Here is a 21,484-nt window from a genome sequence, read left to right as displayed (position 1 = left end):
GTTACCCCTGTAAATTTTCAGGATGCTTTTTTGAGAGCAACAGTTGATTAAGAACAAACATGACGAATCCCGCCCCCATCATCAGCGCCATGATCACAATGCCAATCATTGCGCCATGCTGATCGAGGTAGGAACCAATAAACAGTGAGAAGAGGCACTGGCAGATCAGGGAAATACCGATCCACACCGCCATCGAACGCCCCATATAATCTTTTGGCACGGTTTGCATCAGCAGGGAGTTCATTAAGATACGCAGTGAAGAGTTGCACAGACCCAGTAACAGGCTGCACAGATATAAATTAAAGACGAAGCTGTTCTGGCTGAGGAATAAGAGGTTGATGCAGGCCAGAACAAAGAACGCGCTGATTAATTTACGGGCGTCCAGCTTCATAGCCAGCGACGACATCATGATTCCGGAAAGCAACCCGCCAATGCCGTAAGACATATCCGCAAAACCGAAAGTGACGCTATCCCGTTGCAGGGTGTTGTTCACGTAGTCCGGCAGCACCACGTTATAGATCATGGTGACAATCAGCGGCACAATCGACACGACGCCAAGCACGAAAATGCCTTTGTTTTCATAGAGGAATGACCAGCCGCGGCGCAGCATTAAGGTGTAATTTTCGCTGTTGGTTTCACGGGCGACGGCGCGGTATTTAATCAGGTTAATGGCGATGGCGCTGAAGACAAACATCAGCGCATTCACCAGCAGAATGGCGTTAAAGCTGAAGTATTTATAAATAAACCCGGACGCTGCCGCCGCAAGAAACATCCCGACCTGCAAGCTGATCTCCAGCAAAGAGTTGCCGGTGACATATTTTTTCTCTTCAAGAATTTCTTGCAGGAAGCTGCGCGAAGCCGACATATACACCGTCCAGCCGACGCCATTAATAATGGCGAACGCGTACAGGTAGTACATATTGAAATCGAAATTCGACAGCATGACGAAGAGCAGCAGCAAAAAGATCGCGCGAATAGCATGGGTGAAAAAGATCACGGTCTTACGGTTATATTTATCGGTGATCACCCCGGAAAAGAGGGAAGCCACAAACCCTGCAATTACGTTCACCGCCAGCAGGATGCCGACATATTGATTCGACCCGGTTTTCATCAGCACAAACCAGTTGGCCCCGATCGTCGCCATCCCGACGCCAAACCCTGAAACGATATCAGAGAGAAAAAACGCCCGGAAACGCGGATCTTTTAAAATGGCAAAGCTCGTGCTCATACATGCTCCTTGGCATAAATAATGTCTTTTATGGTGGTGAGTAACCTTTCAAGAGAGAAATTCAGGCCCGCCAGGACATCGTCCTGGCTGCCGCCGTACTGCGGCCAGTCATCGTTGGGGGTGTAAGAAAGCACCTGTTTATGCGGCATGCTGAGCGCCAGTTCCGCTGCCACGCTGCCCGCGCGGCGATGTTCTTCCACCACCAGCAGCGGACCAGCAAGCCGGGCGATATCCGGCATAAGGTGGTGCAGGGAAGCGTTATCCACATAACACAAGTGCAGGTGATTGATTTCACCCAGTTCCTGTTTGGCGGCGACGCACAATTGCGTGGCTTTTTCGCCTACTGATACCAGCGTAACAGGGTGGCTGGCGCGATAATCCTGCTCAACGATCAACGTGTCGAATTCCGCCGAGCGTGCAAGGTCGGGGTAAACGTCGTTGCGTCCCAGCCGGATATAACAAGGCTCATTGCCCTGGGCGGCGTTGCGCAGCACCTGGCGTGTTTCGGCTTCGCCATACGGGCAGGCGATACGGATACCGGGGAACAACCGCACGGCACCGACATCTTCCAGGCTGTGATGCGTGGTGCCAAACCAGCCGCCAGAGACGCCGCCATACGCGCCAATCACGGTGATCGGTTGGCCCATATAGCCGAGCGACAGCTTGATAGCCTCCGCACATCGCAGTGCAGCGAACGGCGCGAAGGTGGTGAAGAAGGGTTTAAATCCGGCAGCGGCAAGCCCGGTGCACATATCGATGGCGGCCATCTCTGCGATGCCGATATTGTAAAAACGGTCCGGGAAGCGCTGTTGAAAAGGGTGATTTCGCCCGCCAAGATCGGCCTCCAGACACACTATTTTCGCGTCTTCCTGCGCGCAGTTAACCAGTTCATCCTTGCACGCGTCTCTACCTGACAGCATCGGCGAGTCTCCTTTTCCATTTGATTGCCTGGTGAAGTTTCAGTTTGGCGTAGTGACAGGACGGATTGCCCTCCAGCTCGGCAATGCCTTTGCCTTTCACCGTGTTGGCGATGATCACCAGACCGCGGTTTTGCCGTGCGGAAAATGCCTGCTCCAGTTGCCTGAAGTCGTGTCCGTCAATTTCCACCACATCCATGCGGTAAGAGGCAAAACGCGCTTTGATATCGGCGATGGGGGAGATATCCCGGACATAACCATCATTTTGCGCGCCATTGTTATCAATGACATACACGAGGTTGCCGATCTCCTGCGCTGACAGCACCTGTAGCACTTCCCAACACAACCCTTCCTGCAACTCGCCATCACCGCCTATCGCCACGGCAATGCCGTTGCTCTTCAACTGACGCTGCGCCAGTGCCCAGCCTGCGGCATAGCCGATGCCGTGCCCGAGGCTGCCGGTAGAGAAACGAATATGCGGAATTTTATGGTTCGGGTGGCCGGTCAGCAGTGAATCGCTGCGGCCATAGTGTTCCGCCGGGTTGGTGTCGCTGTAGCCGAGCACGTACAGTGCGCTATAAAGCGCAGCGGCGGCATGCCCTTTGCTCAGTACCACGCAGTTATGCTCATCGGCCTGATAGCGGTTAAGGGTGTACAGCAGAATATCGATGACAGACAGCGAGCCGCCAATATGACAACCGACATCACTGGCGGCGATATCAATAATCACGCCGCGCGCCTGGGCAGCCAGTGCGGGCAGTTCATGCAACGAGGCCATTACTTCTCTCCTCCATTCAGTCGCATCCAGTTGACAACGGTCTCCTGCAAAATGCGCCGCGACAGCAGCACATCCTCGGTGTAATTGACCTCTTTGTCGGTATGATCCAGCGCGGAATCACCGGGGCCATAGGCGATGAACGGTACGTTGCGCCAGCTTGTCGCCAGCGTATTCATGTCGCAGGTGCCTTTTTTCACCACCGGGCGCGGCGGGGTGTCCGTCAGTACGCGACTAAACGCCTGGTTAAGCGCGCGATAGAGTGGGTTGGTGCGTGACGATTTATAGCCCGGTGTGCTGCGCTCGATCTCCACCGTGATCCCATCGCCGCTCAGCGCAAGCAGCGGTTCGATGTAACCAGGGCGCGCCTCCGGCGAAACACGGAAATTGATCACCAACTGTGACTCTTCATAAGAAAGCGCGTGGCGATGGGTGATGCCGATGATGTTGGAGATATTGTTGCTGTCAAAATCATTCATCACCGCCCGCAGCGCGCCAGCGGCTTCATAAACGTGTTCGATAGAGGTTTTCGCGTCCCGTGCGGCGGTGTGCTCCATGCCTTTGCGCGCGGTCACTTTGATCTTCAGCAGGCCATAATAGCCAATGGCAACATGCATCACGCCGCTGGGTTCGCCAATGATCACCGCGTTGGCGGGATAGTTGTCGCGTACGTAGTAAGCGCCTTTCGAGGAGGACACCTCTTCTTCGGTCGCGCCCACCACCAGCAAACGTGCGTGGGGCGGCACCTCAACCTGTCGCAGAACGTCGATAAAGTTCGCCAGACAGCCTTTGGCGTCGACGCTGCCGCGACCGCTGACAAAATCCTCGCCGGCATCGCTGCGCCACAGCCCCGGTACGGTATCCAGATGGCCGAGCATCAGCAGGGTGTTTGGCCCGTTGCCTTTGCTCAGCACCAGGTTGCCAGCCGGGTCAATCTGCGCATCGATACCGCTACCGGCCAGGCGCTGGGACAGGAAGTTCGCCAGTACCGACTCATCCCCAGAAATGGATGAGATATTGACCATCATGTTCAATAAGCGCATTGGCTCGCTGACGCCGGTACCGCGCCAGAACCAGGTGGCGGCGGCAGAGAGTGAGTGCGGGCCATTGATGGCGATATCGCACACGCCCTGTTGCAACGCAAGCTGGCAGGCGCGGACTTTCTGTTTCATCCGCCCGCTCACCACCAGTTCGTCATCGGCGTAGACATCGTGCAGAGTGCTGGCGCTATCATTGATGTCCCGCAGGATCCCCGCCGTACCGGTGACAAAGCGCAGATGGTTGGCGTTCAGCGCCACCGCCAGGTGTGCGGCCAGCATATCGGCATCAATATTGATGTACTGACGCGCGTGGCTTTCCCAGATAGGCGGTGAGAGAAAAACAATGTCATAGCTTTCCAGCAGTGCACGCAGGACAGCGGTTTTTGCGTCATTGAATCCACCATAAAGCGAGTCGCGCACAATGCGGCTGCGACCGCCTTCGGTGATTTTCAGTGGCTTGCCCAGTTTTCCGGTCACCAGCTGGTTGTCGCCAGCAACCTGATAATAGGCAGAAAAATCCAGCGTTTGTGCCGCCAGGTTAATCAGGTTGCCAATGCGCTCGCGGTAGGCTTTGAGGATCACGTCCATGTGCTCCGGGCTGCAATAGCGCACCCGATCGCCGTTCGCCAGTGGCAGGTAGGCGACGTCGATCTCCTGGTGGCGGTACTCCCGTTCGATAGCCTCCGCGCCGCCGCAGATCACCAGTACCTTACCGCCGGCGCGGCTGATCTCCATCACTTCGCGGAAAAAACCACTGCCGCTGTACAGAGTGCTGCTTCCGGCTTTGATGACGTAGAGATTATCCATTATGGCCACCCGGCTTCGTTAAGATGATCCAGCCCGACAAACGGCTCAAGGCCGAGCCAGAGATTTGCTGCCTGCACCGCCTGACCCGCCGCACCTTTAAGCAGGTTGTCCAGCGAACAGAGACTGAGGCACTTATCACCCTCAACCAGCGTGGCGACCTCGGCGTGATTGGTGCCACAGACGGTTTTCAGCATGGGTACCTGGCCATTTTTCAGGTAGTGAACAAACGGCGTCTGCTGGTAGTGCGAGAAAAATGCCTGACGTACATCCGCCGCCGTACAGCCCGGTTTGAGCGTGCTGTAGGCACTGACGTAAATCCCTCTGGCGGTATCGAGGCTGAAGGCCGCAAAGGTGATATCCAGCGGATCGGTGGTCAGTTGTTGTAATTTCGCCACTTCTGGTCCGTGACGATGGCTGAATGCTTTATGCAGGCGGAAATTGTGTGAACGCTCGGCATGGGTTTCGGCGCTGTTTTTCCCTGCGCCGCTGGAGCCGGTTTTCGCATCAACGATGATATTGCCCGTCACCAGCTGTTTGCTGACCAGCGGCCACAGCGCATAGAGCGAAGCCACCGCCATACAGCCAGGCAGGTTGATGAGGGTCGCCGCCGGATCGGGTGTGGTGAATTCCGGCACAAAATATTGGCTGACCACCTGCGGCGGCAAACTGCCCGGCGTGGCCGGGTAGTGCACCGCGTTAATCGCCTCTTCCTCAAAGCGGTAGTCGCCGCTCAGGTTGAACAGGCGCGTACAGTGTTCGCTGACTAACGACACCCTCTGTGGCAGCTTACCGTTCGGCAGACAGGAAAAGACCAGATCGTAATGGTTGTCTTTGATATCGCTGATTGAAGAGAACTTCAGGCCAGGCTTATGGCTGTGGTGGCGGAAACTGCGCATCTGGCGTTCCACCGGCAGCCCTTTTTTAGACTCCGAAGAGACAAACTGCACATCAATCTGCGGATGGGTGCTTAACAGGCGGTACAGTTCACCGCCAACGAATCCGGAGCCGCCCAGAATGGCGGCTGTGTAGACAGTATTCATCCGAGTCGTGCATCCTTTTCGTAGGGCGGAACATCGTCAATGTGACGGGCGATCTCCGCGATGCGGGAAAGATGGCGATCCACTTTTTTGAACGCGAGCACATAGGACCGCAGTTTTTCGTACTCCACCGGCGAGCGCAGCTCGCGACACAACACCAGCGTGCTGCGCAACATTTTCATGGCGTTAGGGAAGTCTTCATGCTGGTAGTGTTTCCGTTCTGCCAGGAAGAACGGGAAACCTTTGCCAAACCCTTTCTGGTTCTGGAAGGGGAGATGGAAGGGCAACAGGGTGTTTTGCCATTCGCGTGCAAATACCCCTTCTTCATTCAGTGCCTGCTGTAAGGCTTGTTTGACTTTGTATTCCGGAATGCCAGCCAGCTCGGGCAAATCGCAGTTGATGTTGATGCGGAACATATTGAAGCTGTGTTTCGCCCCTTCCGGGATGGCCGGGCCACGGAACAGACGCGTGGTGGCAAGCTCCGCAATCAGGTGCTGTGCATTGCGCTGGCGGATTTCATCATAATAATCGAGACGCGCGAGTTGACTGATGCCAAAGGCCGCCGCCACCCAGGACATGCTGTAATCCAGACCGGATTCTTCGAGGAAGGCGCAGGCGCGTTGGTAGCTGCTGCGTTCTTTAAAGAAGGCAATACCGGCTTCGCCGCCGAGCGGGAAATTCTTATCCGCCATCAAGCTTTGTCCTGCGGCATCACCAAAGGTGCCGCAATGGCGTCCCTGCCAGCTTGCGGAGTGCGCATGGGAGGCATCTTCCACTAACGCCAGATTATGCCGCTGGCAGAACTCCGTCAGGGCATCGAGATCCGCAGGCAGGCCGTGCACATGCACTGGCATTACCGCCTTGGTGCGGGGCGTGAGTTTTTTCTCCAGTTGCGCCGGGTCGATACACCACGTTCCGGGAGTTATATCGACAAAAATCGGGATCGCTTTGGCGGCGACAATCGCCTGCGCGGTAGCAATAAAGGTAAAAGCGGGCACCAGCACTTCATCGCCGGGTTTCACGCCTGCGCCAATCAGTGCCAGATGCAGGCTGGATGTCCCGCTGGCGGTCGGAATGGCATACGCCGCGCCCACGCGCTGGCGATATTTCTCTGCGAACTCTGCCACCACATCCTGCGGTGATTGCTGCACAGAGATCATCATCTGGAACAGATCTTCTTTGGTGATATTCGGGAAAAGGGTTTTACGGTTGGCTTTTGGAATGACCGGCGCATCGCCATCGAGCGCCAGATTATGGTCAACCACGCCATCCGCTGGCATGGCCAGCGGCGTCATAATGAAATCGGTCTTCATTTGTTTAACCCCATTTTAATAAGCGACATTTTGATGCACGCGCCGACCAGCGGACTGAGGCGGAAGTTAAATTGCAGACCTGGCTGAATTTCTTTTTCTGTTTCTTGCTGAGTCCACATGGTGCGTAAATCAAAAGCGCCAAAGATTTTTAAGCGTTCCGCTTTTTTATAAATGCTCTCAGAGTTGGTCAGTAAAACAGCGCAAGGTCCGAAGCCCAGCCCGGCAAAATCAATAATATTAACCGGCTCATCGTTATGACATGCTTTGCCTGTGTCGGCGAGGTTGTCCCAGCTTGCGGTATGTAAAAGATAAGGTCTGGCCAATAAATTATCGTGGCCAATTCCCAACCATTTCAGTAATTTCGCTTGTTGCTCATCGAGGGTACGCTGATTGGTCTTCCCACCGTAAACAATATCCTGCCCCCAGAGTGCGCCAATGACAGCGCCGCTGATGCTGTTGTAGGTGACGGCGTACTGTTTGCCGGATGATTTTTTTAAAATATTCTCCAGGCCTTTCAGTTCGCTTTCATTTTTCTCGATACTCATAATTACGCCCGAGGTTAACACTCGTGCTAATACGAATGAGACCTGGAAATGCTGTGTTGCTAATTCATGAGTTCCTTGAGACTGCATAATTCCACCTTATTTACTCAATTGAGTTGATGGTATATCTGGCGATAAGTGCAGCGACATCAACCTGATGAATTTTCCATGATTTGGCAAATTCGGGATTCTGGTTGACTTCGCAGACAACGTATTGTCCGGTGCGTGTGTTAAACATTAAATCCAGGCCGTAAACGCCTTCACCCAATACCTGGATAACGGCGCGACTCAGACGCGTAATCTCATCGTCAATGGCCAGTGGAATAATGTCTGCGCCGAGGTGGGTGTTGGTTTTCCAGTTATCCTCTGACACCCGTTTAAATGCGGCAACAGGTTGCGAGCCAACGATCACCACCCGGATATCGAAGTTGTCCTTTTCGATATATTCCTGAACCAGCACCGGCAAGTGCTGACCTTTAAGATCCACGGATTCTCTGGCGGACAGCCAGACAGCCAGGCTTGCCGGACTGTCAATCAATGTCACGCCGCGACCCCAGGAAGCATTGACGGGCTTGATCACAAAGCGGTGACCAAACTGCGGCAGTAATCCGTCGAGATCGCGGTAATGATGAACAACCCGCCAGGCGGGCACCGGGATTTCATGCCGGGCAAAAAGAACCGACTGCAATCCTTTGTCCGTACAGATTTCAATCGCGTGGCGTGAATTAATGGCTTTAACGCCAGCGGCTTCAATATAGCGGGCGCGCGCCAGAGCCGTGCTCTGTGAAAGGCAACGCACCAACGCAATATCGTAGTGTTTTACATCCTGTACGTTCCATGAAGACTGTTCGGAAATAATTTCTACATCTGCACCATCGTGGCGTAAAAATTCGACGATGCGCTTTTCTTCTTCCCTGACTTTGGTAACAAATAATAAGACGGCGGGTTTGCTTTCCATTATTCGCCCCAGTCTTCTTCCACCTCTGGTGCAAATTCCAGGTGATAGCCATTGCTATCTTTTACTAATTCATGCTCCTGTCCACAAGCGCTGCATTCAACAATTTCACCAACCAGAATATCGTCAACAACGTCAACAGAAGATGAGCAGGTCAGGCATTTAAATGCTTTCATGATAATTCCCTTAAGATAGGTTAAATAATGAAGTTGCTTTCAAAGTAATTCTTAATGGAAAGAATAAACTCGTGTTGTTCCTTAATTTCACCGGCGCGATCTGCTTCACCTTTAAAGGTGTGGCAGAGTGACATGCCGAGGAATTCGCAAATGTATTCGAACTGGGTGGTAATAATGTTCGCTTTGTGTTGTGGATTATCACCACCGATCACAATCAGGACGATTTTTTTACCTTGGCAGCGCTGACGAAAGTCCGGGATTTTTTTTAAAGACTCGGAAAAACGGTCGATAAAAACTTTCATTGTTCCCGAAATGCCATACCAGTAAACCGGCGAAACAAAAACGGCCACGTCGCTGTGCAGAAATTTATTGATTAAATAATCGTAATCATCGGTGACGGGCTTATATTTCAGATCGGTTTCCCGATAATCTTCATACTGCGTGATCGTAAAATCTTTAAGGCGAAATGCCTCTGCGTCAAAGCCGCTGAACACTTTCTCAACAATAACGGAACTGTTGCCCGGATAGCGGGAGCTACCATTAAATACTACAAATTTACTCATGCGCTTAACCCCGAACCACTGCGGTGAATATCACTGATAATCGTGATGGGAATGCGTCACACATAAACCATGGCAAGTACCGCCATCCCGTCTTGTGCTGCTGGCATTATTAGGCAAAAACCAGGAGGGGATAAATAGTCATTCTTTTTATTGATTTATTACTGTCAGTTTATAATCATGCAAATACTGACGGCCGGAGTATCGAAAAATGGACTACCTGAAAAGCGTTGAAGCGTTCATCCTTTCTGCGGATAAAGGCAGTTTCACCGCCGCGGCGGAGGTGATGTGCATTACCCCTGCAATGGTGGGCAAGCACATCCGCGAACTGGAGAAGCGGCTGGGTTGCCAGTTGATCCACCGCAGCACCCGCCGCCAGGGGCTGACCGGCGCAGGGCAACGCTTTTACGCACACGGTATTCAAATCCTCTCCGCCGTGCATGAAGCGGATACCATTGTTCATCGCCTGAATGATGAAGTAGCGGGCGACCTGCGCATCAGCGCGCCGGTGGCGTTTGGCAATCGCGTGCTGACACCGGTGTTAACGCCTTTTTTGCTGCGCTATCCGGAAGTGAATATCGATCTGGTATTGACTGACCGGCGTGTTGATCTGATTGAAGAGCGCTTCCAGATTGCCATTCGCATTGGCAATGTGCGCGATGAGGGGTTAATCGCCTTACCCATGCCGCCCTACCGCATGTTGCTGGCGGCATCGTCCGCCTACCTTGAAGCCTATGGCACGCCGAAGACGCCTGAAGATCTGGCAAAACATAACTGCATCAGTTTTACCCAGTGGCAATCAAACCATTTCTGGCAAATGGAAGGGCCGGGGGGGCGCTACGAAGTGGAAATCATTCCACGGCTGATTGTGAACTCCGGTGATGCGGTTCGCCAGGCGGCGCTGTCGGGACTGGGCATTGCGTTTAATTCTGCGGTGATCCTTGAAGCCGACATTATTTCCGGCAAGTTGCACCGGGTATTGCCGGATTACACCCCACCGATGCGACCGATGCATTTATTGCGTTTGCCCATCCGGCCCGTTCCCTCCACGATCGCTGCCTTTATTGAACATTTGTCCGAAGAAAACCTGATCGGGCAGTAACCTGCTCTGACCGCCGGGCGAGCATTTTCGCCTGGCTATTGCTGTCGTTCCCTTCTCCTCTTTCCTTTTCTCTGTGTTGTCGCTGGCGCATGTTTTTTTAGTTTCGGCGCGGAAATATTCACTTTACATTTTGTTGTTGATAATGATAATCGGTATCAAATTGTTTCTTATTGTTGTTATTTGATTTTATGACGGAATGATCCCTTGCGGTTGTGAGGGAATTGAAGAATGAGGATAGCTTGCATGAGATTTTCCCCGCTGTACGGCGTGCTCTCACTGCTCATCGCCGCTCCGCTTTATGCGCAGGGTGGAACAGGTGATAACAGTGACGAAATGATTGTGACCGCCACACGAACCGACGGTTCGCGCAATGATTCCCCCCAGGTCATCAAAGTCATCACTGAACAAGAGATCGCGCAGCAGCGTCAGGTCACTTCTGACACGTCGCAGATCCTCAGCAACCTGATCCCGTCATTTTCTCCGCCACGGCAAAAAATGTCCGGCAGCGGCGAGACGCTGCGTGGCAGAACGCCGCTGGTGATGATTGACGGCATTCCGCAATCGAACCCGCTGCGCCCAACAGGACGCGAAATGCATACCATTGATGCGTCGATGATTGAGCGGATTGAAGTGATCAAAGGGGCCAACGCCAGCAACGGCGTAGGAGCCACCGGCGGGGTGATCAACATCATTACCAAACGTGCAAAGCCAGGAACGGTAAATCAGCACGTCAGCGTGGAAACCACCACGCCAACAGCGGCCTTCGACCGCGATACGCTGTCGTACAAAACCAACTACAGCATCAACGGCAGCGAAGAGTACATCGACTACGTGTTTGCGTTGAGCTATGAAGATCAGGGCCTGTTCAAAGACGCCAATCATCACGCCATTGGCGTTGATAATACACAGGGCGATTTGATGGATTCCCGCGCCTGGGATCTGCTGGCGAAAGTGGGCTACTGGCTGGATAACGATCAGCGCGTGCAACTGAGCCTGAATCGCTACCGCCTGAAAAATAAAGATAACTACGTCAGCGTGACCGGCGATCGCGAGGCCGGTATTGTTACCACGTCGGTGAAAGGCAACCCGGAAGGCGTCGCGCCGCATAACGATGTCTGGACGGTAGGCACCACCTACGATAACTACAACCTGGCGGGCATGAAGCTCAATGTGCTGGCCTATTATCAGCGCTACGAAGCGCTGTTTGGCGCCACTAACTCCTCGTCATTCCAGGATCCGAACATTGCGCCCCTCGGCACGCTTTATGACCAAACGCGTGCGTATACCGATAAGTACGGCAGCAAAATTGCCCTGACCAAAGATGACATCTGGGACGATCGCATTAAGGCGACGGTCGGTTTTGACACGCTGTTTGATAACTCAAAACAGGATCTGTGGGGCACTGGGCGTACTTATGTACCGGAAATTAATTACACCGATCTGTCACCGTTCCTGCAACTGGAGTACAGCCCGGTGGCCTCCGTTAAACTCAGCGGCGGTGTGCGCTATGAATATGCGCGGTTGAATATCGACAGTTACCAGACGGTATGGGCCAACGATCGCGTCACGGTGGAAGGCGGCAATCCTTCATTCGATAAAACCCTCTACAATGCGGGCATTGTCTGGACGCCGGTTGAACCACTGAGCCTGTTCGCCAGCTACAGTGAAGGTTTCACCGTGCCGGATGTCGGGCGCGTGTTGCGCGGCATCGACACGCCTGGTGTTAAACTGGATGACTACTCCGGTCTGCAACCGATCGTCACCAAAAACAGCGAAGTGGGCTTCCGCGTGCAGCACGCACCGTTTGATTTTGAAGCCAGCTATTACCAGTCCACCTCCAAACTGGGCAGCCGTGTGGAGTTGCTCAACGATGCCTTTGTTGCCCGCCGTGAGAAAACCGAAATTGACGGTGTGGAACTGAGTGCGGGCTATACACCGAATGCGGACCACAAATTCACCGTCTCCTGGTCGCATATGCGCGGGCGTTACGACAGCGACAACAACGGCAGCCTCGATGCGAAGCTGGATGGCCTGAACATCGCCCCGGACCGCATCATTGCTAACTGGTCGGCAAACTGGAACGCGGAACTGACCACCTTCCTGCAGGCCAACTGGGCACTCAGCAAGTCGTTTGATGACGCGGCAAAAGACTTCTCTGGCTACGTGCTGGTGGATGCAGCGGTCGGCTATAAACTGCCGTACGGTCAGCTCAGTCTGGGGATTTCTAACCTGCTGAATAAACAGTACATCACCTATTACTCACAGAGTGCATCCGTGGATGAGGATCGCTACTTCGCCGGGCGCGGACGTACCGCAACGCTGGGCTACAGTCTCGATTTCTGACCCGCGTCGCCTCTGAAAAGGGGCGACAACACGGATTGACGATGATGACTTCTGTTTATTGCTCGCTGCGGCGCAGACGATTACTCCAGGCACTCTTGCTTGGCGGTTTGTCGCCGTCGCTATTTGCCGCCACACCCCGTTTACCGCGCGTGGTTTCTCTGTTCCAGGGCGCGACGGACAGTCTGGTCGCACTTGGCGTGACACCGTGCGGCATCGTTGAGTCGTGGGCGGAAAAACCGGTGTACCGCTATTTGCGTCCGATGGTGTCCACGGTGGCGCAACTGGGACTCGAAACGCAGCCCGCGCTGGAAAAAATCGCCATGTTGCAACCGGATCGCATCTTTGCGTCGCGCTTTCGCCACCAGGATATCGTGCCCGTAATGGCGAAGATCGCCCCGGTCACGCTGCTGGATGATGTGTTTGAGTTTAAAAAAACGCTGACCGTGGTGGCCGATGTGCTCAGCCTGAACCCTGCTGCTGCGATGCTGCTGCAACGCTGGGACAGCCGTGTGGCGGCAATCAAGGCCTCAATGGTGCGGCAGTTTTCTGCGCAAAGCCCGCCGCAGGTATCGGTGATTGAAGTTCGCCCGGATCACATCCGTAGCTATGTGGCACACAGTTTTCCTGGCTCGGTGATGTCAGAACTGGGCTTTAGGTGGAATGCTCAGGCGGCGCAAACCCGTAGCGCCTCGCTGCGCTTCTCCACGCTGGAGAACATCCCGCGGCTGGATGCGGATCTCTTTTTCATCCTGCTACGCGCCAACAGCCCGGCCATTGACCGCCAGTACCAGCGATTGATTGCCCACCCGCTGTGGCAGCAACTGCGGGCAGTAAAAGCGCGGCGCATTATGACGGTGGACAGTGTGCCCTGGAGCCTCTCCGGCGGCATCCTGGGCGCCAATCACATCGTGGACGATGTGGCGCGTTTTCTGCGCGGGGAGGGGCTATGAAGTTTCTGCTCTGCACGCTTTTGTTGGGATTACTGGCATTGCTCAGCATGATGGCTGGTGCGGGCTGGTATACCCCGGCGCAGATTACCGCAGCACTGGTGCATCCGGATGCGACCCGCGTAGCGGATATCATTATTCAAACCTCGCGTTTGCCGCGCACCGTGCTGGCAATGTGCGTTGGCGCGTTTCTGGCGGTCGCTGGCGCGCTGATGCAGGCTTTAACGCGTAACCCGCTGGCTGCGCCAGGGCTGTTTGGCGTGAATGCCGGGGCGGCGCTGATGATTGTGCTGGCCGGCACGCTGTTTTCCATTGGCGACCCGTGGATCACTTTGCTACTGGCGTTTCTCGGCGCGTGTACCACCGGCATGTTGGTGTGGTTTGTCAGCAACGTCAGCCAAGGTCAGCTTAATCCGCTGCGGCTGGTGCTGGCCGGGGTGGCGATCACCGCGCTGTGTAATGCCTTCACCCAGGCAATCCTCGTTATTGATCAGCAAAGCCTCGATACGATGCTGTTCTGGCTGGCGGGCAGTCTGTCCGCCAGTGATGCGACGCGGCTTTATCCGCTGCTGTTGCCGGGCGCCGGGCTGATGGTGATTGCGGTGCTGTTCTCGCGCCAGATGAATGTACTGAACGCCGGGGAAACGATCGCCCGTGGGCTGGGGCAGAACATTGCCCGGGTGCGGCTGATTGCCTGCATGTTGGTGGTTGGCCTTGCAGGCTGCGCGGTGGCGCTGGCCGGTAATATCGGTTTTGTCGGGCTGGTGGTCCCGCATATTGTTCGCCAGATCTTCGGCAGCGATTTACGTCGGACCTTACCCGCTTGTGCACTGCTGGGCGCGTTACTGCTGCTGGCGGCCGATATCACCGCCAGGTTGATCATTGTGCCGCAGGAGGTGCCGGTTGGCGTGATGACCGCACTGCTGGGTGCGCCATTTTTTATCATGCTGGCGCAGCGAAGGGGGAGCCATGCGGGGTAATCCGGTGTTGCGTTGGGGCGTGTTTTCCCGCCAGTCCGCGCGCGGGCGTATTCCGTTGGTGCTGAGTTGCCTGCTTGTGACGCTGCTGCTGGCGCTGGTGTCGTTAAGTATTGGTGATGTGTTGCTGCCGCTTTCGCGAACTTTCGCACTGTTGCTCAGTCCGGACGCATCGCCACAGAGTTTTATTATCCATGAATTGCGTTTACCCCGTGTGGCGCTGGCGTTACTGGCGGGCGGTGGCCTCGGTATCGCAGGGCTGATTATCCAGATGCTGGTGCGTAACCCACTGGCCTCGCCGGATACGCTGGGGGTCACCACCGGAGCCAGCGCGGGTGCGTTGATCTGGCTGGCGGGCTTCAGTTTGCAGTATGGCAGCGGCATGTTGCCTTATGCGGCGATGGCCGGTGCAGCGTGCGCGGTGGGGTTAGTTTTTCTGCTCAGTTGGCGCAAAGGGCTCACGCCGCTGCGGCTGATCCTGACGGGCGTCGGCGTTTCAGCGCTGGCGGGCGCGATTGTGTCGCTGGTGCTGGTGTTCAGCCCGCTCACCACCACACTGTCGGCATGGGTCTGGCTGAGCGGCAGCGTGTACGCCGCCACATGGGAAAAAGTGCTGCACCTGCTTGCCGTCTATCTGTGGGCGGTTCCGCTGCTGTGTTCTCTTATTCGTTACCTGAAAGTACTGCAACTGAATGATGAGCAGGCGCTGGGGTTAGGGATTCGGGTGAACACGGTTCGCGTGTTGCTGATGCTCGGCTGTGTGGTGCTGGCGGGCGGCGCGATTGCGCAGGTGGGGGCGATGGCATTTGTCGGGTTGATTGCACCGCACATTGCCCGGTTGTGGGTACGTAACGGCATTGTCGGCCAGGCCTGCGTGGCAGTAAGTGGTGGGGGGGTGATGGTAATGATTGCCGATCTGGCGGCACGAACGCTGTTCCGGCCCGCCGATCTCCCGGCCGGTATTTTTGTGGCGCTTGCCGGTGCGCCATTCTTTTTGTGGCTGCTTATCCGGCAGCGGACGTAATGCAATGAGGAACCTGTGTCTCTTTCAACTGACAAGCTTAGCGTCAGCTATCAACAGCAAACGGTGATCAATGCGCTGGATCTGAGCCTGCCCGCAGGACGCGTCTCGGTGCTGATTGGCAGCAACGGCTGTGGCAAAAGCACGCTGCTAAAAGCGATGGCGCGCCTGTTAACGCCGCAGTCCGGTCGTGTCATTCTCGATGGCCTGGATATCCACGCCAGCGCCACGCAACAGGTGGCACAAAAGCTGGCGATCCTGCCGCAAACCCCGATTGCACCAGAGGGGATCACCGTCCGCCAGTTGGTCAGCCTTGGGCGTTTTCCCTGGCAGAACTGGTTACGCCAGTGGTCTGAAGAGGACGATCAGCAGGTCAATGAGGCATTGCGCCTGACGGGCACCGCCGCTTTATGATGCGCCGCGCGATAAATGCGCCCATTTCCGTGAGATAAATGGCATCGCTGCGGCGTTTCAATATTGGCAAAAGAATTACAATCCTACCGCGTCATCCTCCCTCTGACCATCTACCGGAAAATACCGGTACAGCGTCGATACCCCTACACCGTAGATAATGGCAAGTTGCTGGCGGGTGTGCCCCTTAGCCAATAGCCGCCCAATCTGTTCCCGCTCATGCAGCTTTAATGCGTTGGGCCTTCCACCTATGCGCCCCTGTGCTCTGGCTGCTGCTAGCCCGGCCAGCGTTCGTTCGACGATTAGCTCGCGCTCCATCTCCGCCAGTGCAGACATCACGTGGAAAAAGAAGCGCCCCATGGCAGTGCTGGTATCAATACTGTCTGTTAAAGAGCGGAAGTGGGCACCGCGTTCATGTAACTCTGATATCAGTGCGATCAGGTTCTTAACGCTGCGCCCCAGCCTGTCCAGTTTCCACACGACCAGGGTGTCTCCGCTATTAACGCACTTTAAAGCACGTTTCAAACCGGGACGACTGGCAACTTTTCCGCTCATACGGTCTTCAAAAATACGGTCACAGTTTGCGCTTGTGAGTGCATTACGCTGTAAATCGCTGTTCTGGTCGATTGTTGATACGCGGATATAACCAATAACGGCCATCAATTCTCCTCCTGTATGTTGCGGTGGGAGGATTTTTACAGATTTCGCTATGTGTAACTGCTTTTCCAAAAACCTTGGTTTAGGGGAAGGCTCTGCTTTGCCAGTTGGCGTCCCCGTTCCGTGGCCGTCAGCAACGCCGCCAACGGGGTGGCTCAAATGCAATGGTGCCGCGTTCACAGCCTCACAGTACCCTAAGCTGGCACTGGCCTATCCGGCGCTGAAACTTCCAGATTTGCGTGGTGAGTTTATCCGAGGCTGGGATGACGGACGTGGTGTAGACAGTAATCGTGAATTACTGAGTCTTCAGGGGCACTTGTTCGCAAGTCATGCGCACAACGTACCCGCATGGGATGCATGGGACAGTAGTGTGCTGACGCCCAATGACAAGCAGGGGGATAGATTGCTGTCTACCGATAACTCGGTCAGTTCTAGCGTAGGTACGCCCAATGGAATGGCTAACAGTAAGTACGCAACTGTAGTTACAGGCGGCACTGAAACACGTCCGCGTAACGTGGCATTTAATTACATCGTGAGGGCCGAATGATGGCAGAAGCTGAACTGAACAATAATTTGATTGCCATAGCAGATGGAGACATCACCGTTTATAACTACGGCAGCGAAACCCGTGAATACATATCTTCTTCTGTTGAGTATCTTGCCATTGGTGTTGGCATTCCGGCCAATTCCTGTATTGACGTGCCAGGTGAAGCCCGCGCGGGGCACGCCATCTGCCGCACTAAGGATCTAACCGCATGGGAATATATTCCTGACCATCGGGGAAAAACTGTATATAGCATCCACTCCGGCGCGGCTATTGTGGTTTCCGATCTGGGTGATTATACGGCAGATACCACTCTGCTGGCCCCCGGTACACCATACGATATCTGGAATGGCACTGCATGGGTGACGGATGCCGATAAGAAACATTCTGCCGATGTTGACGCCGCTGAACAAAGAAAAGCAGCATTGGTAGAGGACGCCAGGGCAACCATCAGTTTCTGGCAGACAGAGTTACAGCTTGGTGTCATCAGTAATGAAGATAAAGCCAGCCTGATTAACTGGCTGGCCTATATCAGGGAGTTGCAGGCACTGGATACAAATTCGGTACCAGATATCAGCTGGCCTGTGCCCCCGGCTTGACTGGCCATGTGACGTTAGGAGCCGTCGAAATATCGACGGCTTTCACTTCTGATTTATAATCCATCCATGCTGAAAGTTTAGTTTTATCGCTCTCGCTGATATCACCCAGCATCAACGCCACTCTCCAGTCAGATGTTATGTCATCCACCTCAGAAAGCAGCCGCAGCCGTTGTTCCCCTGCGTATTCAATATCGACCTTGCGCTTAGCTACTGAGTCGGTCACCCATTTTTGTCCATCCCATATATCGTAGGGTGTCTCGGGTGCTTCAGGGGTTGAACCCGGAGGGTAATCCCCAAGGTCACTGATGATAAAGGGTTGCCCGGTTTCCTTGTTGTAGGCTGTTTCGCCCCGATGATCGGCAACATACTCCCAGTCGGTAAAATCTGCCGTCCGGCAGATGGCAAAGCCTTCTGTGCTTTCTCTTGGGGAGTCAATGCATGAATGTGCTGGTAGTCCAACCCCAACGGCAACATACTCGACGGATGAGGAACGATATTCACGAGTTGAACCATCAAAGTTATGAACGGTGATTTCACCGGCAACGATAGCGATCATATCGTTGTTAAATTGTGCTTCTGCCATTATGCGGCCCTCACGATGTAGTTAAATGCCACGTTATGCGGTCTGGTTTCACTGCCTCCCGTTTTCTCCATCGTGATGTAAGTCCATGCCCTTGAACCCTCGCGTAGGCCGCCGTCAACGCCTTCGCTGTTTTGGTCGGTGAAAGCAATGAAATTTGTAGAGGGTGTGCCGTATTCATTGATAAAACGGTGATTGTGAGAGCGCAGTTCATCGGCCTGAGCAGTGAGAAGTGTACGACCCGCATCTACACCACGTCCGTCATCCCAGCCTCGGATAAACTCACCACGCAAATCTGGAAGTTTCAGCGCCGGATAGGCCAGTGCCAGCTTAGGGTACTGTGAGGCTGTGAACGCGGCACCATTGCATTTGAGCCACCCCGTTGGCGGCGTTGCTGACGGCCACGGAACGGGGACGCCAACTGGCAAAGCAGAGCCTTCCCCTAAACCAAGGTTTTTGACAAACAGCGCCGGGTCAGGAATATCAGCGCCGTTCTGGTCTTTGGCCAGCTTCTCCGCCAGCTTGTTCAGCACCGTGGTCGCAAAATTCGGATCGTTGCCGAGGGCGTCAGCCAGCTCTTTGAGTGTATCCAGCGTCTCAGGGGCGCTGCCTGCAAGCGCCGCAAGTGCTTTAGCCACAAACTCCGTCGTCGCCAGTTTCTTGCTGTTGTCGCTATTTTCAGGCGTGGGCGCTGTTGGCGTGCCGGTGAATGTTGGGCTTGCCTTCGGCGCGTACTGGGTATGCGGGTCTGCCGCCGCGATGTGTTTCGCAAGGTCAGAACCACCTTTTTCAACCTGTTGTTTCAGGTACAGCGTGCGGCTGGCCAGTTGTTTACCCTGACGGTTAGAAATCCCGTCAGGCCCGCCCAGAACGGGGTCGGAGACCTCAATCTGATAGATGCCGTCTTCCCACTGCGGGGTTTCAGGTAGGTTTGCCATAATTAACTGCTCCCGTGGTTATAGCTACCGTCATAGTTGACGGTGTTGTTGTAGCGAATGGCGACAGACTGATACTCCAGACTCGCCAGATGGCAGCGGGCCGGAGCAAAGGCAGCGAGCGTCTGACGTAGCAGTGCCGCCTGGTCGTTAGTAATGGGCTGTTGAAGGATGACGCGATAGACCGCCCAGGCTTCCGCATCGCCATGCACGAAAAGTCCGTTGTAACTGTGTTTGCCGTCGTAGCCGATCTGGCCAGTGCCTTCAATCAGATCCACTTCGCCGAAGCCAAAACGGCGGATAATTTCCCGGATTGACCACGGCGTCCCTTTATAGCGGTGCAGCTCGATAGCGGATTTGATAAGCATGCGGCGTACATCGTCCGATTCCGCCAGCTCCCAGCCATCGCCGAACAGTGAGAACTGCTCGCCCAGCCATGGCAGCGCGGAACTGTCGACGATATCGACGAGATAGACCATCAGTACGCTCAGGTCGAGGTTATCCAGCCGCCCGGCCAGTCTTCCCAGCGTTCTGAGGCTGATATCACCCTCAAGCGGCGGCGGGAGTTGCAGCGGCTCAGCCATCAGACACTCCGGTCATGTTAAGTGTGATCGCCGTACAGTTTGCCCATTCGTTTTCTGCCACTACCTTCAGCGCCGGTGTCACCAGTTCAATCTGGTACACCCCGGAGACGGACAACACGCTGATAATCTGGCTGGGAACAATATCGCGCCCCAGCGTGGCGGTACGTGATGCCACCCAGTTCTGTATGGCGCTGTTAGCGTTGTCCTTTACCGAGTTGGCATCCTGATCACGATAGATCGTGATATTGGCTTCAATGGTGTAATCCACCTGAACAGGTGTTTTAGCCCGCACGGTATCAGTAAGTGGCCTGACTTTTTCGTCCGAGCAGAAACTCTCTACCAGCGTGAGGATGCTGTCGTCCGGCAGGCCGGTGCTGAGCAGCGGATACAGCTCTACGGTGCCGGGAACCGGGGAAAGCAAGGCAACATCGACGATGTTGGGATGGGCCTGCATGGCATGAAAATGGTATGCCATACGGCTTCCGGCGTTAGTGAATGACTCCGGCGCAAGTTTGATACGCTCGCGGAGCCTGTCATTGTCTTCCTGCTCAGAACCGCCAGAACTGGCTGCCAGATTGGTCACCTGCAGGTCGACGTTATCAATTTCATCGAGCAACTGACTAACCTGCGCAGGTTGCCAGCCGTTGCCAGCGGCTCCCGGTTCGGTACAGGTGGCCGTGGCATTGACCAGCAGCAATCCGGCTTTCAGCACCACGTCCGTATCGGTGGCAAAAATAATGCTGTCGGAAGCGCTGACGCGGGTGCCTGCCGGAATCAGCACATCAATGGCCAGTTCCTCATCCACGGAGAACTGGAGCGTGGTCGTGGCAGGCTGCGCGGCAAGACGGTATACACCGACCAGTTCACCGAGGTAATCAATCATCGGCTCACGGGCAAAGGCGACCAGATTCTGTTTGGCCGCTTCCTGCGCCGCCACCCTGACCAGCATTTCGCGGTATGCCCACAGGTCAATCAACAGGCGCTCAGCCTGAGCGGGATACAGCGTTTTGCCGGTTGCAGCTTCGTACTGTGCAATCATTTCAGCCGTGATTTTATCGGCATCACGTTCAATAAAATCGGGTTCTGTCAGCGCCATAGCAACTCCTGAGTCCGGGGCTGTCCGTCAGAGCCTTTCCAGCTCACCCGGAGCGTAAGATGTTCGCCATCGACGGCGGGTTTAACCGACATAAGCTGGCAGCGAGGCTCCCAGCGGCGGATGGCATCGACGGATTCGCGCACCACATGCGGAATGGCCCGGTCAATAGGCCAGTCGATATAAAGGTGCAGATTGCTGCCGAACTCCGGGCGATGCGGGTCGCTGCCGCGAGGAGTACGCAGGATGATTTGAATGGCCTGCCAGATATCATCCAGCCCCCGGACGATTTCGCCAGGGGCCTGCAGAGCCGGTTGCCAGAATACTGAGGTTGTTTTCAT

At 54.9% G+C, this 21,484-nt stretch carries 23 protein-coding genes and 1 pseudogene; 8 read left to right on the top strand and 16 right to left on the bottom strand.

What is annotated here, in order from left to right:
• Position 1: 1 nt before the first annotated feature.
• From O9K67_RS18080 to O9K67_RS18035, 10 genes are read right to left on the bottom strand one after another with little or no spacing between them, the layout of a single operon-like run.
• Positions 2 to 1,228, bottom strand: coding sequence for an MFS transporter (locus tag O9K67_RS18080; RefSeq protein ID WP_061496788.1), 1,227 nt, complete (start codon positions 1,226 to 1,228; stop codon positions 2 to 4).
• Positions 1,225 to 2,148 carry a transketolase family protein gene (locus O9K67_RS18075; RefSeq protein ID WP_061496786.1) on the bottom strand — a complete coding sequence of 308 codons (924 nt, stop codon included), beginning with the start codon at positions 2,146 to 2,148 and terminating at the stop codon, positions 1,225 to 1,227. The genes O9K67_RS18080 and O9K67_RS18075 overlap by 4 nt, the downstream gene beginning before the upstream one ends.
• Positions 2,135 to 2,923 (bottom strand): 1-deoxy-D-xylulose-5-phosphate synthase N-terminal domain-containing protein, encoded by a 789-nt coding sequence (locus O9K67_RS18070; RefSeq protein WP_061496784.1) that lies wholly within the window; start codon positions 2,921 to 2,923, stop codon positions 2,135 to 2,137. Before O9K67_RS18070 ends, O9K67_RS18075 begins: the two co-directional genes overlap by 14 nt.
• Entirely contained in the window at positions 2,923 to 4,767 is a 1,845-nt protein-coding gene (locus O9K67_RS18065; RefSeq protein ID WP_061496782.1) for a M20/M25/M40 family metallo-hydrolase, read from the bottom strand. The genes O9K67_RS18070 and O9K67_RS18065 overlap by 1 nt, the downstream gene beginning before the upstream one ends.
• Positions 4,767 to 5,807, bottom strand: coding sequence for an N-acetyl-gamma-glutamyl-phosphate reductase (gene argC / locus O9K67_RS18060; RefSeq protein WP_061496781.1), 1,041 nt, complete (start codon positions 5,805 to 5,807; stop codon positions 4,767 to 4,769). The genes O9K67_RS18065 and argC overlap by 1 nt, the downstream gene beginning before the upstream one ends.
• Positions 5,804 to 7,117 carry a DegT/DnrJ/EryC1/StrS aminotransferase family protein gene (locus O9K67_RS18055; protein WP_061496779.1) on the bottom strand — a complete coding sequence of 438 codons (1,314 nt, stop codon included), beginning with the start codon at positions 7,115 to 7,117 and terminating at the stop codon, positions 5,804 to 5,806. Before O9K67_RS18055 ends, argC begins: the two co-directional genes overlap by 4 nt.
• A complete protein-coding gene (locus O9K67_RS18050) occupies positions 7,114 to 7,749 on the bottom strand; it encodes a hypothetical protein (RefSeq protein WP_061496777.1) in 636 nt (211 codons plus the stop codon). The genes O9K67_RS18055 and O9K67_RS18050 overlap by 4 nt, the downstream gene beginning before the upstream one ends.
• A 13-nt stretch (positions 7,750 to 7,762) precedes the next feature.
• Entirely contained in the window at positions 7,763 to 8,617 is an 855-nt protein-coding gene (locus tag O9K67_RS18045; RefSeq protein ID WP_061496775.1) for a RimK family alpha-L-glutamate ligase, read from the bottom strand.
• Positions 8,617 to 8,790, bottom strand: a complete 174-nt coding sequence (locus O9K67_RS18040) for an alpha-aminoadipate/glutamate carrier protein LysW (RefSeq protein WP_061496773.1) — start codon at positions 8,788 to 8,790, stop codon at positions 8,617 to 8,619. Before O9K67_RS18040 ends, O9K67_RS18045 begins: the two co-directional genes overlap by 1 nt.
• A gap of 20 nt (positions 8,791 to 8,810) precedes the next feature.
• Positions 8,811 to 9,353 (bottom strand): flavodoxin family protein, encoded by a 543-nt coding sequence (locus O9K67_RS18035; protein ID WP_061496771.1) that lies wholly within the window; start codon positions 9,351 to 9,353, stop codon positions 8,811 to 8,813.
• A gap of 208 nt (positions 9,354 to 9,561) precedes the next feature.
• Between O9K67_RS18035 and O9K67_RS18030 the strand changes: the two genes are divergently transcribed.
• From O9K67_RS18030 to O9K67_RS18005, 6 genes and pseudogenes are all read left to right on the top strand, one after another.
• Positions 9,562 to 10,452, top strand: coding sequence for a LysR family transcriptional regulator (locus tag O9K67_RS18030; RefSeq protein ID WP_061496769.1), 891 nt, complete (start codon positions 9,562 to 9,564; stop codon positions 10,450 to 10,452).
• A gap of 243 nt (positions 10,453 to 10,695) precedes the next feature.
• Positions 10,696 to 12,795, top strand: coding sequence for a TonB-dependent receptor (locus O9K67_RS18025; protein WP_061496768.1), 2,100 nt, complete (start codon positions 10,696 to 10,698; stop codon positions 12,793 to 12,795).
• Positions 12,796 to 12,836: 41 nt separating this feature from the next.
• Positions 12,837 to 13,745: an ABC transporter substrate-binding protein gene (locus O9K67_RS18020; protein WP_148654718.1), complete on the top strand. Its 909-nt coding sequence runs from the start codon at positions 12,837 to 12,839 to the stop codon at positions 13,743 to 13,745.
• A complete protein-coding gene (locus tag O9K67_RS18015) occupies positions 13,742 to 14,722 on the top strand; it encodes a FecCD family ABC transporter permease (protein ID WP_061496766.1) in 981 nt (326 codons plus the stop codon). Before O9K67_RS18020 ends, O9K67_RS18015 begins: the two co-directional genes overlap by 4 nt.
• Complete coding sequence (locus tag O9K67_RS18010) at positions 14,712 to 15,743, top strand: FecCD family ABC transporter permease (protein ID WP_061496764.1); 1,032 nt, start codon at positions 14,712 to 14,714, stop codon at positions 15,741 to 15,743. The genes O9K67_RS18015 and O9K67_RS18010 overlap by 11 nt, the downstream gene beginning before the upstream one ends.
• A 15-nt stretch (positions 15,744 to 15,758) precedes the next feature.
• Positions 15,759 to 16,151: pseudogene (locus O9K67_RS18005) on the top strand (ABC transporter ATP-binding protein); the annotation flags it as partial.
• A gap of 78 nt (positions 16,152 to 16,229) precedes the next feature.
• On the opposite strand, the gene O9K67_RS18000 reads toward O9K67_RS18005, so the two are convergent.
• On the bottom strand, positions 16,230 to 16,811 hold the full coding sequence (locus tag O9K67_RS18000; protein ID WP_045285358.1) for a recombinase family protein: 582 nt from the start codon (positions 16,809 to 16,811) through the stop codon (positions 16,230 to 16,232).
• Positions 16,812 to 16,860: 49 nt separating this feature from the next.
• Here O9K67_RS18000 and O9K67_RS17995 point away from each other — a divergent pair, with 49 nt between their 5' ends.
• Both O9K67_RS17995 and O9K67_RS17990 read left to right on the top strand, forming a co-directional pair.
• A complete protein-coding gene (locus tag O9K67_RS17995; RefSeq protein WP_271044612.1) occupies positions 16,861 to 17,355 on the top strand; it encodes a phage tail protein in 495 nt (164 codons plus the stop codon).
• Positions 17,355 to 17,951: a tail fiber assembly protein gene (locus O9K67_RS17990; protein WP_061494365.1), complete on the top strand. Its 597-nt coding sequence runs from the start codon at positions 17,355 to 17,357 to the stop codon at positions 17,949 to 17,951. The genes O9K67_RS17995 and O9K67_RS17990 overlap by 1 nt, the downstream gene beginning before the upstream one ends.
• Here O9K67_RS17990 and O9K67_RS17985 read toward each other — a convergent pair.
• The 5 genes from O9K67_RS17985 to O9K67_RS17965 are packed head-to-tail and all read right to left on the bottom strand — an operon-like array spanning position 17,926 to position 21,484.
• Positions 17,926 to 18,534, bottom strand: a complete 609-nt coding sequence (locus O9K67_RS17985; RefSeq protein ID WP_271044611.1) for a tail fiber assembly protein — start codon at positions 18,532 to 18,534, stop codon at positions 17,926 to 17,928. The two genes, O9K67_RS17990 and O9K67_RS17985, sit on opposite strands and share 26 nt — an antisense overlap.
• On the bottom strand, positions 18,534 to 19,469 hold the full coding sequence (locus O9K67_RS17980; RefSeq protein ID WP_271044610.1) for a phage tail protein: 936 nt from the start codon (positions 19,467 to 19,469) through the stop codon (positions 18,534 to 18,536). The genes O9K67_RS17985 and O9K67_RS17980 overlap by 1 nt, the downstream gene beginning before the upstream one ends.
• 2 nt (positions 19,470 to 19,471) lie before the next feature.
• On the bottom strand, positions 19,472 to 20,050 hold the full coding sequence (locus O9K67_RS17975; RefSeq protein ID WP_061494367.1) for a phage tail protein I: 579 nt from the start codon (positions 20,048 to 20,050) through the stop codon (positions 19,472 to 19,474).
• The gene (locus O9K67_RS17970; protein ID WP_061494368.1) at positions 20,043 to 21,146 is read right to left on the bottom strand and encodes a baseplate assembly protein; all 1,104 of its coding nucleotides are present in this window, start codon (positions 21,144 to 21,146) and stop codon (positions 20,043 to 20,045) included. The genes O9K67_RS17975 and O9K67_RS17970 overlap by 8 nt, the downstream gene beginning before the upstream one ends.
• On the bottom strand, positions 21,137 to 21,484 hold the full coding sequence (locus O9K67_RS17965) for a GPW/gp25 family protein (protein ID WP_000859115.1): 348 nt from the start codon (positions 21,482 to 21,484) through the stop codon (positions 21,137 to 21,139). The genes O9K67_RS17970 and O9K67_RS17965 overlap by 10 nt, the downstream gene beginning before the upstream one ends.

Origin of the sequence: Kosakonia oryzendophytica (assembly GCF_027886705.1) — a bacterium.
GTDB classification, from domain to species: Bacteria; Pseudomonadota; Gammaproteobacteria; order Enterobacterales; family Enterobacteriaceae; genus Kosakonia; species Kosakonia oryzendophytica.
Note: the sequence above shows the minus strand (reverse complement) of the source record. Positions and strands in the feature narration are given on the sequence as shown.

Coding starts and splice junctions, on each gene's coding strand:
- O9K67_RS18080 (WP_061496788.1), bottom strand. CDS start 1,228: ATGAGCACGAGCTTTGCCATTTTAAAAGATCCGCGTTTCCGGGCGTTT.
- O9K67_RS18075 (WP_061496786.1), bottom strand. CDS start 2,148: ATGCTGTCAGGTAGAGACGCGTGCAAGGATGAACTGGTTAACTGCGCG.
- O9K67_RS18070 (WP_061496784.1), bottom strand. CDS start 2,923: ATGGCCTCGTTGCATGAACTGCCCGCACTGGCTGCCCAGGCGCGCGGC.
- O9K67_RS18065 (WP_061496782.1), bottom strand. CDS start 4,767: ATGGATAATCTCTACGTCATCAAAGCCGGAAGCAGCACTCTGTACAGC.
- argC (WP_061496781.1), bottom strand. CDS start 5,807: ATGAATACTGTCTACACAGCCGCCATTCTGGGCGGCTCCGGATTCGTT.
- O9K67_RS18055 (WP_061496779.1), bottom strand. CDS start 7,117: ATGAAGACCGATTTCATTATGACGCCGCTGGCCATGCCAGCGGATGGC.
- O9K67_RS18050 (WP_061496777.1), bottom strand. CDS start 7,749: ATGCAGTCTCAAGGAACTCATGAATTAGCAACACAGCATTTCCAGGTC.
- O9K67_RS18045 (WP_061496775.1), bottom strand. CDS start 8,617: ATGGAAAGCAAACCCGCCGTCTTATTATTTGTTACCAAAGTCAGGGAA.
- O9K67_RS18040 (WP_061496773.1), bottom strand. CDS start 8,790: ATGAAAGCATTTAAATGCCTGACCTGCTCATCTTCTGTTGACGTTGTT.
- O9K67_RS18035 (WP_061496771.1), bottom strand. CDS start 9,353: ATGAGTAAATTTGTAGTATTTAATGGTAGCTCCCGCTATCCGGGCAAC.
- O9K67_RS18030 (WP_061496769.1), top strand. CDS start 9,562: ATGGACTACCTGAAAAGCGTTGAAGCGTTCATCCTTTCTGCGGATAAA.
- O9K67_RS18025 (WP_061496768.1), top strand. CDS start 10,696: ATGAGATTTTCCCCGCTGTACGGCGTGCTCTCACTGCTCATCGCCGCT.
- O9K67_RS18020 (WP_148654718.1), top strand. CDS start 12,837: ATGATGACTTCTGTTTATTGCTCGCTGCGGCGCAGACGATTACTCCAG.
- O9K67_RS18015 (WP_061496766.1), top strand. CDS start 13,742: ATGAAGTTTCTGCTCTGCACGCTTTTGTTGGGATTACTGGCATTGCTC.
- O9K67_RS18010 (WP_061496764.1), top strand. CDS start 14,712: ATGCGGGGTAATCCGGTGTTGCGTTGGGGCGTGTTTTCCCGCCAGTCC.
- O9K67_RS18000 (WP_045285358.1), bottom strand. CDS start 16,811: ATGGCCGTTATTGGTTATATCCGCGTATCAACAATCGACCAGAACAGC.
- O9K67_RS17995 (WP_271044612.1), top strand. CDS start 16,861: ATGTGTAACTGCTTTTCCAAAAACCTTGGTTTAGGGGAAGGCTCTGCT.
- O9K67_RS17990 (WP_061494365.1), top strand. CDS start 17,355: ATGGCAGAAGCTGAACTGAACAATAATTTGATTGCCATAGCAGATGGA.
- O9K67_RS17985 (WP_271044611.1), bottom strand. CDS start 18,534: ATGGCAGAAGCACAATTTAACAACGATATGATCGCTATCGTTGCCGGT.
- O9K67_RS17980 (WP_271044610.1), bottom strand. CDS start 19,469: ATGGCAAACCTACCTGAAACCCCGCAGTGGGAAGACGGCATCTATCAG.
- O9K67_RS17975 (WP_061494367.1), bottom strand. CDS start 20,050: ATGGCTGAGCCGCTGCAACTCCCGCCGCCGCTTGAGGGTGATATCAGC.
- O9K67_RS17970 (WP_061494368.1), bottom strand. CDS start 21,146: ATGGCGCTGACAGAACCCGATTTTATTGAACGTGATGCCGATAAAATC.
- O9K67_RS17965 (WP_000859115.1), bottom strand. CDS start 21,484: ATGAAAACAACCTCAGTATTCTGGCAACCGGCTCTGCAGGCCCCTGGC.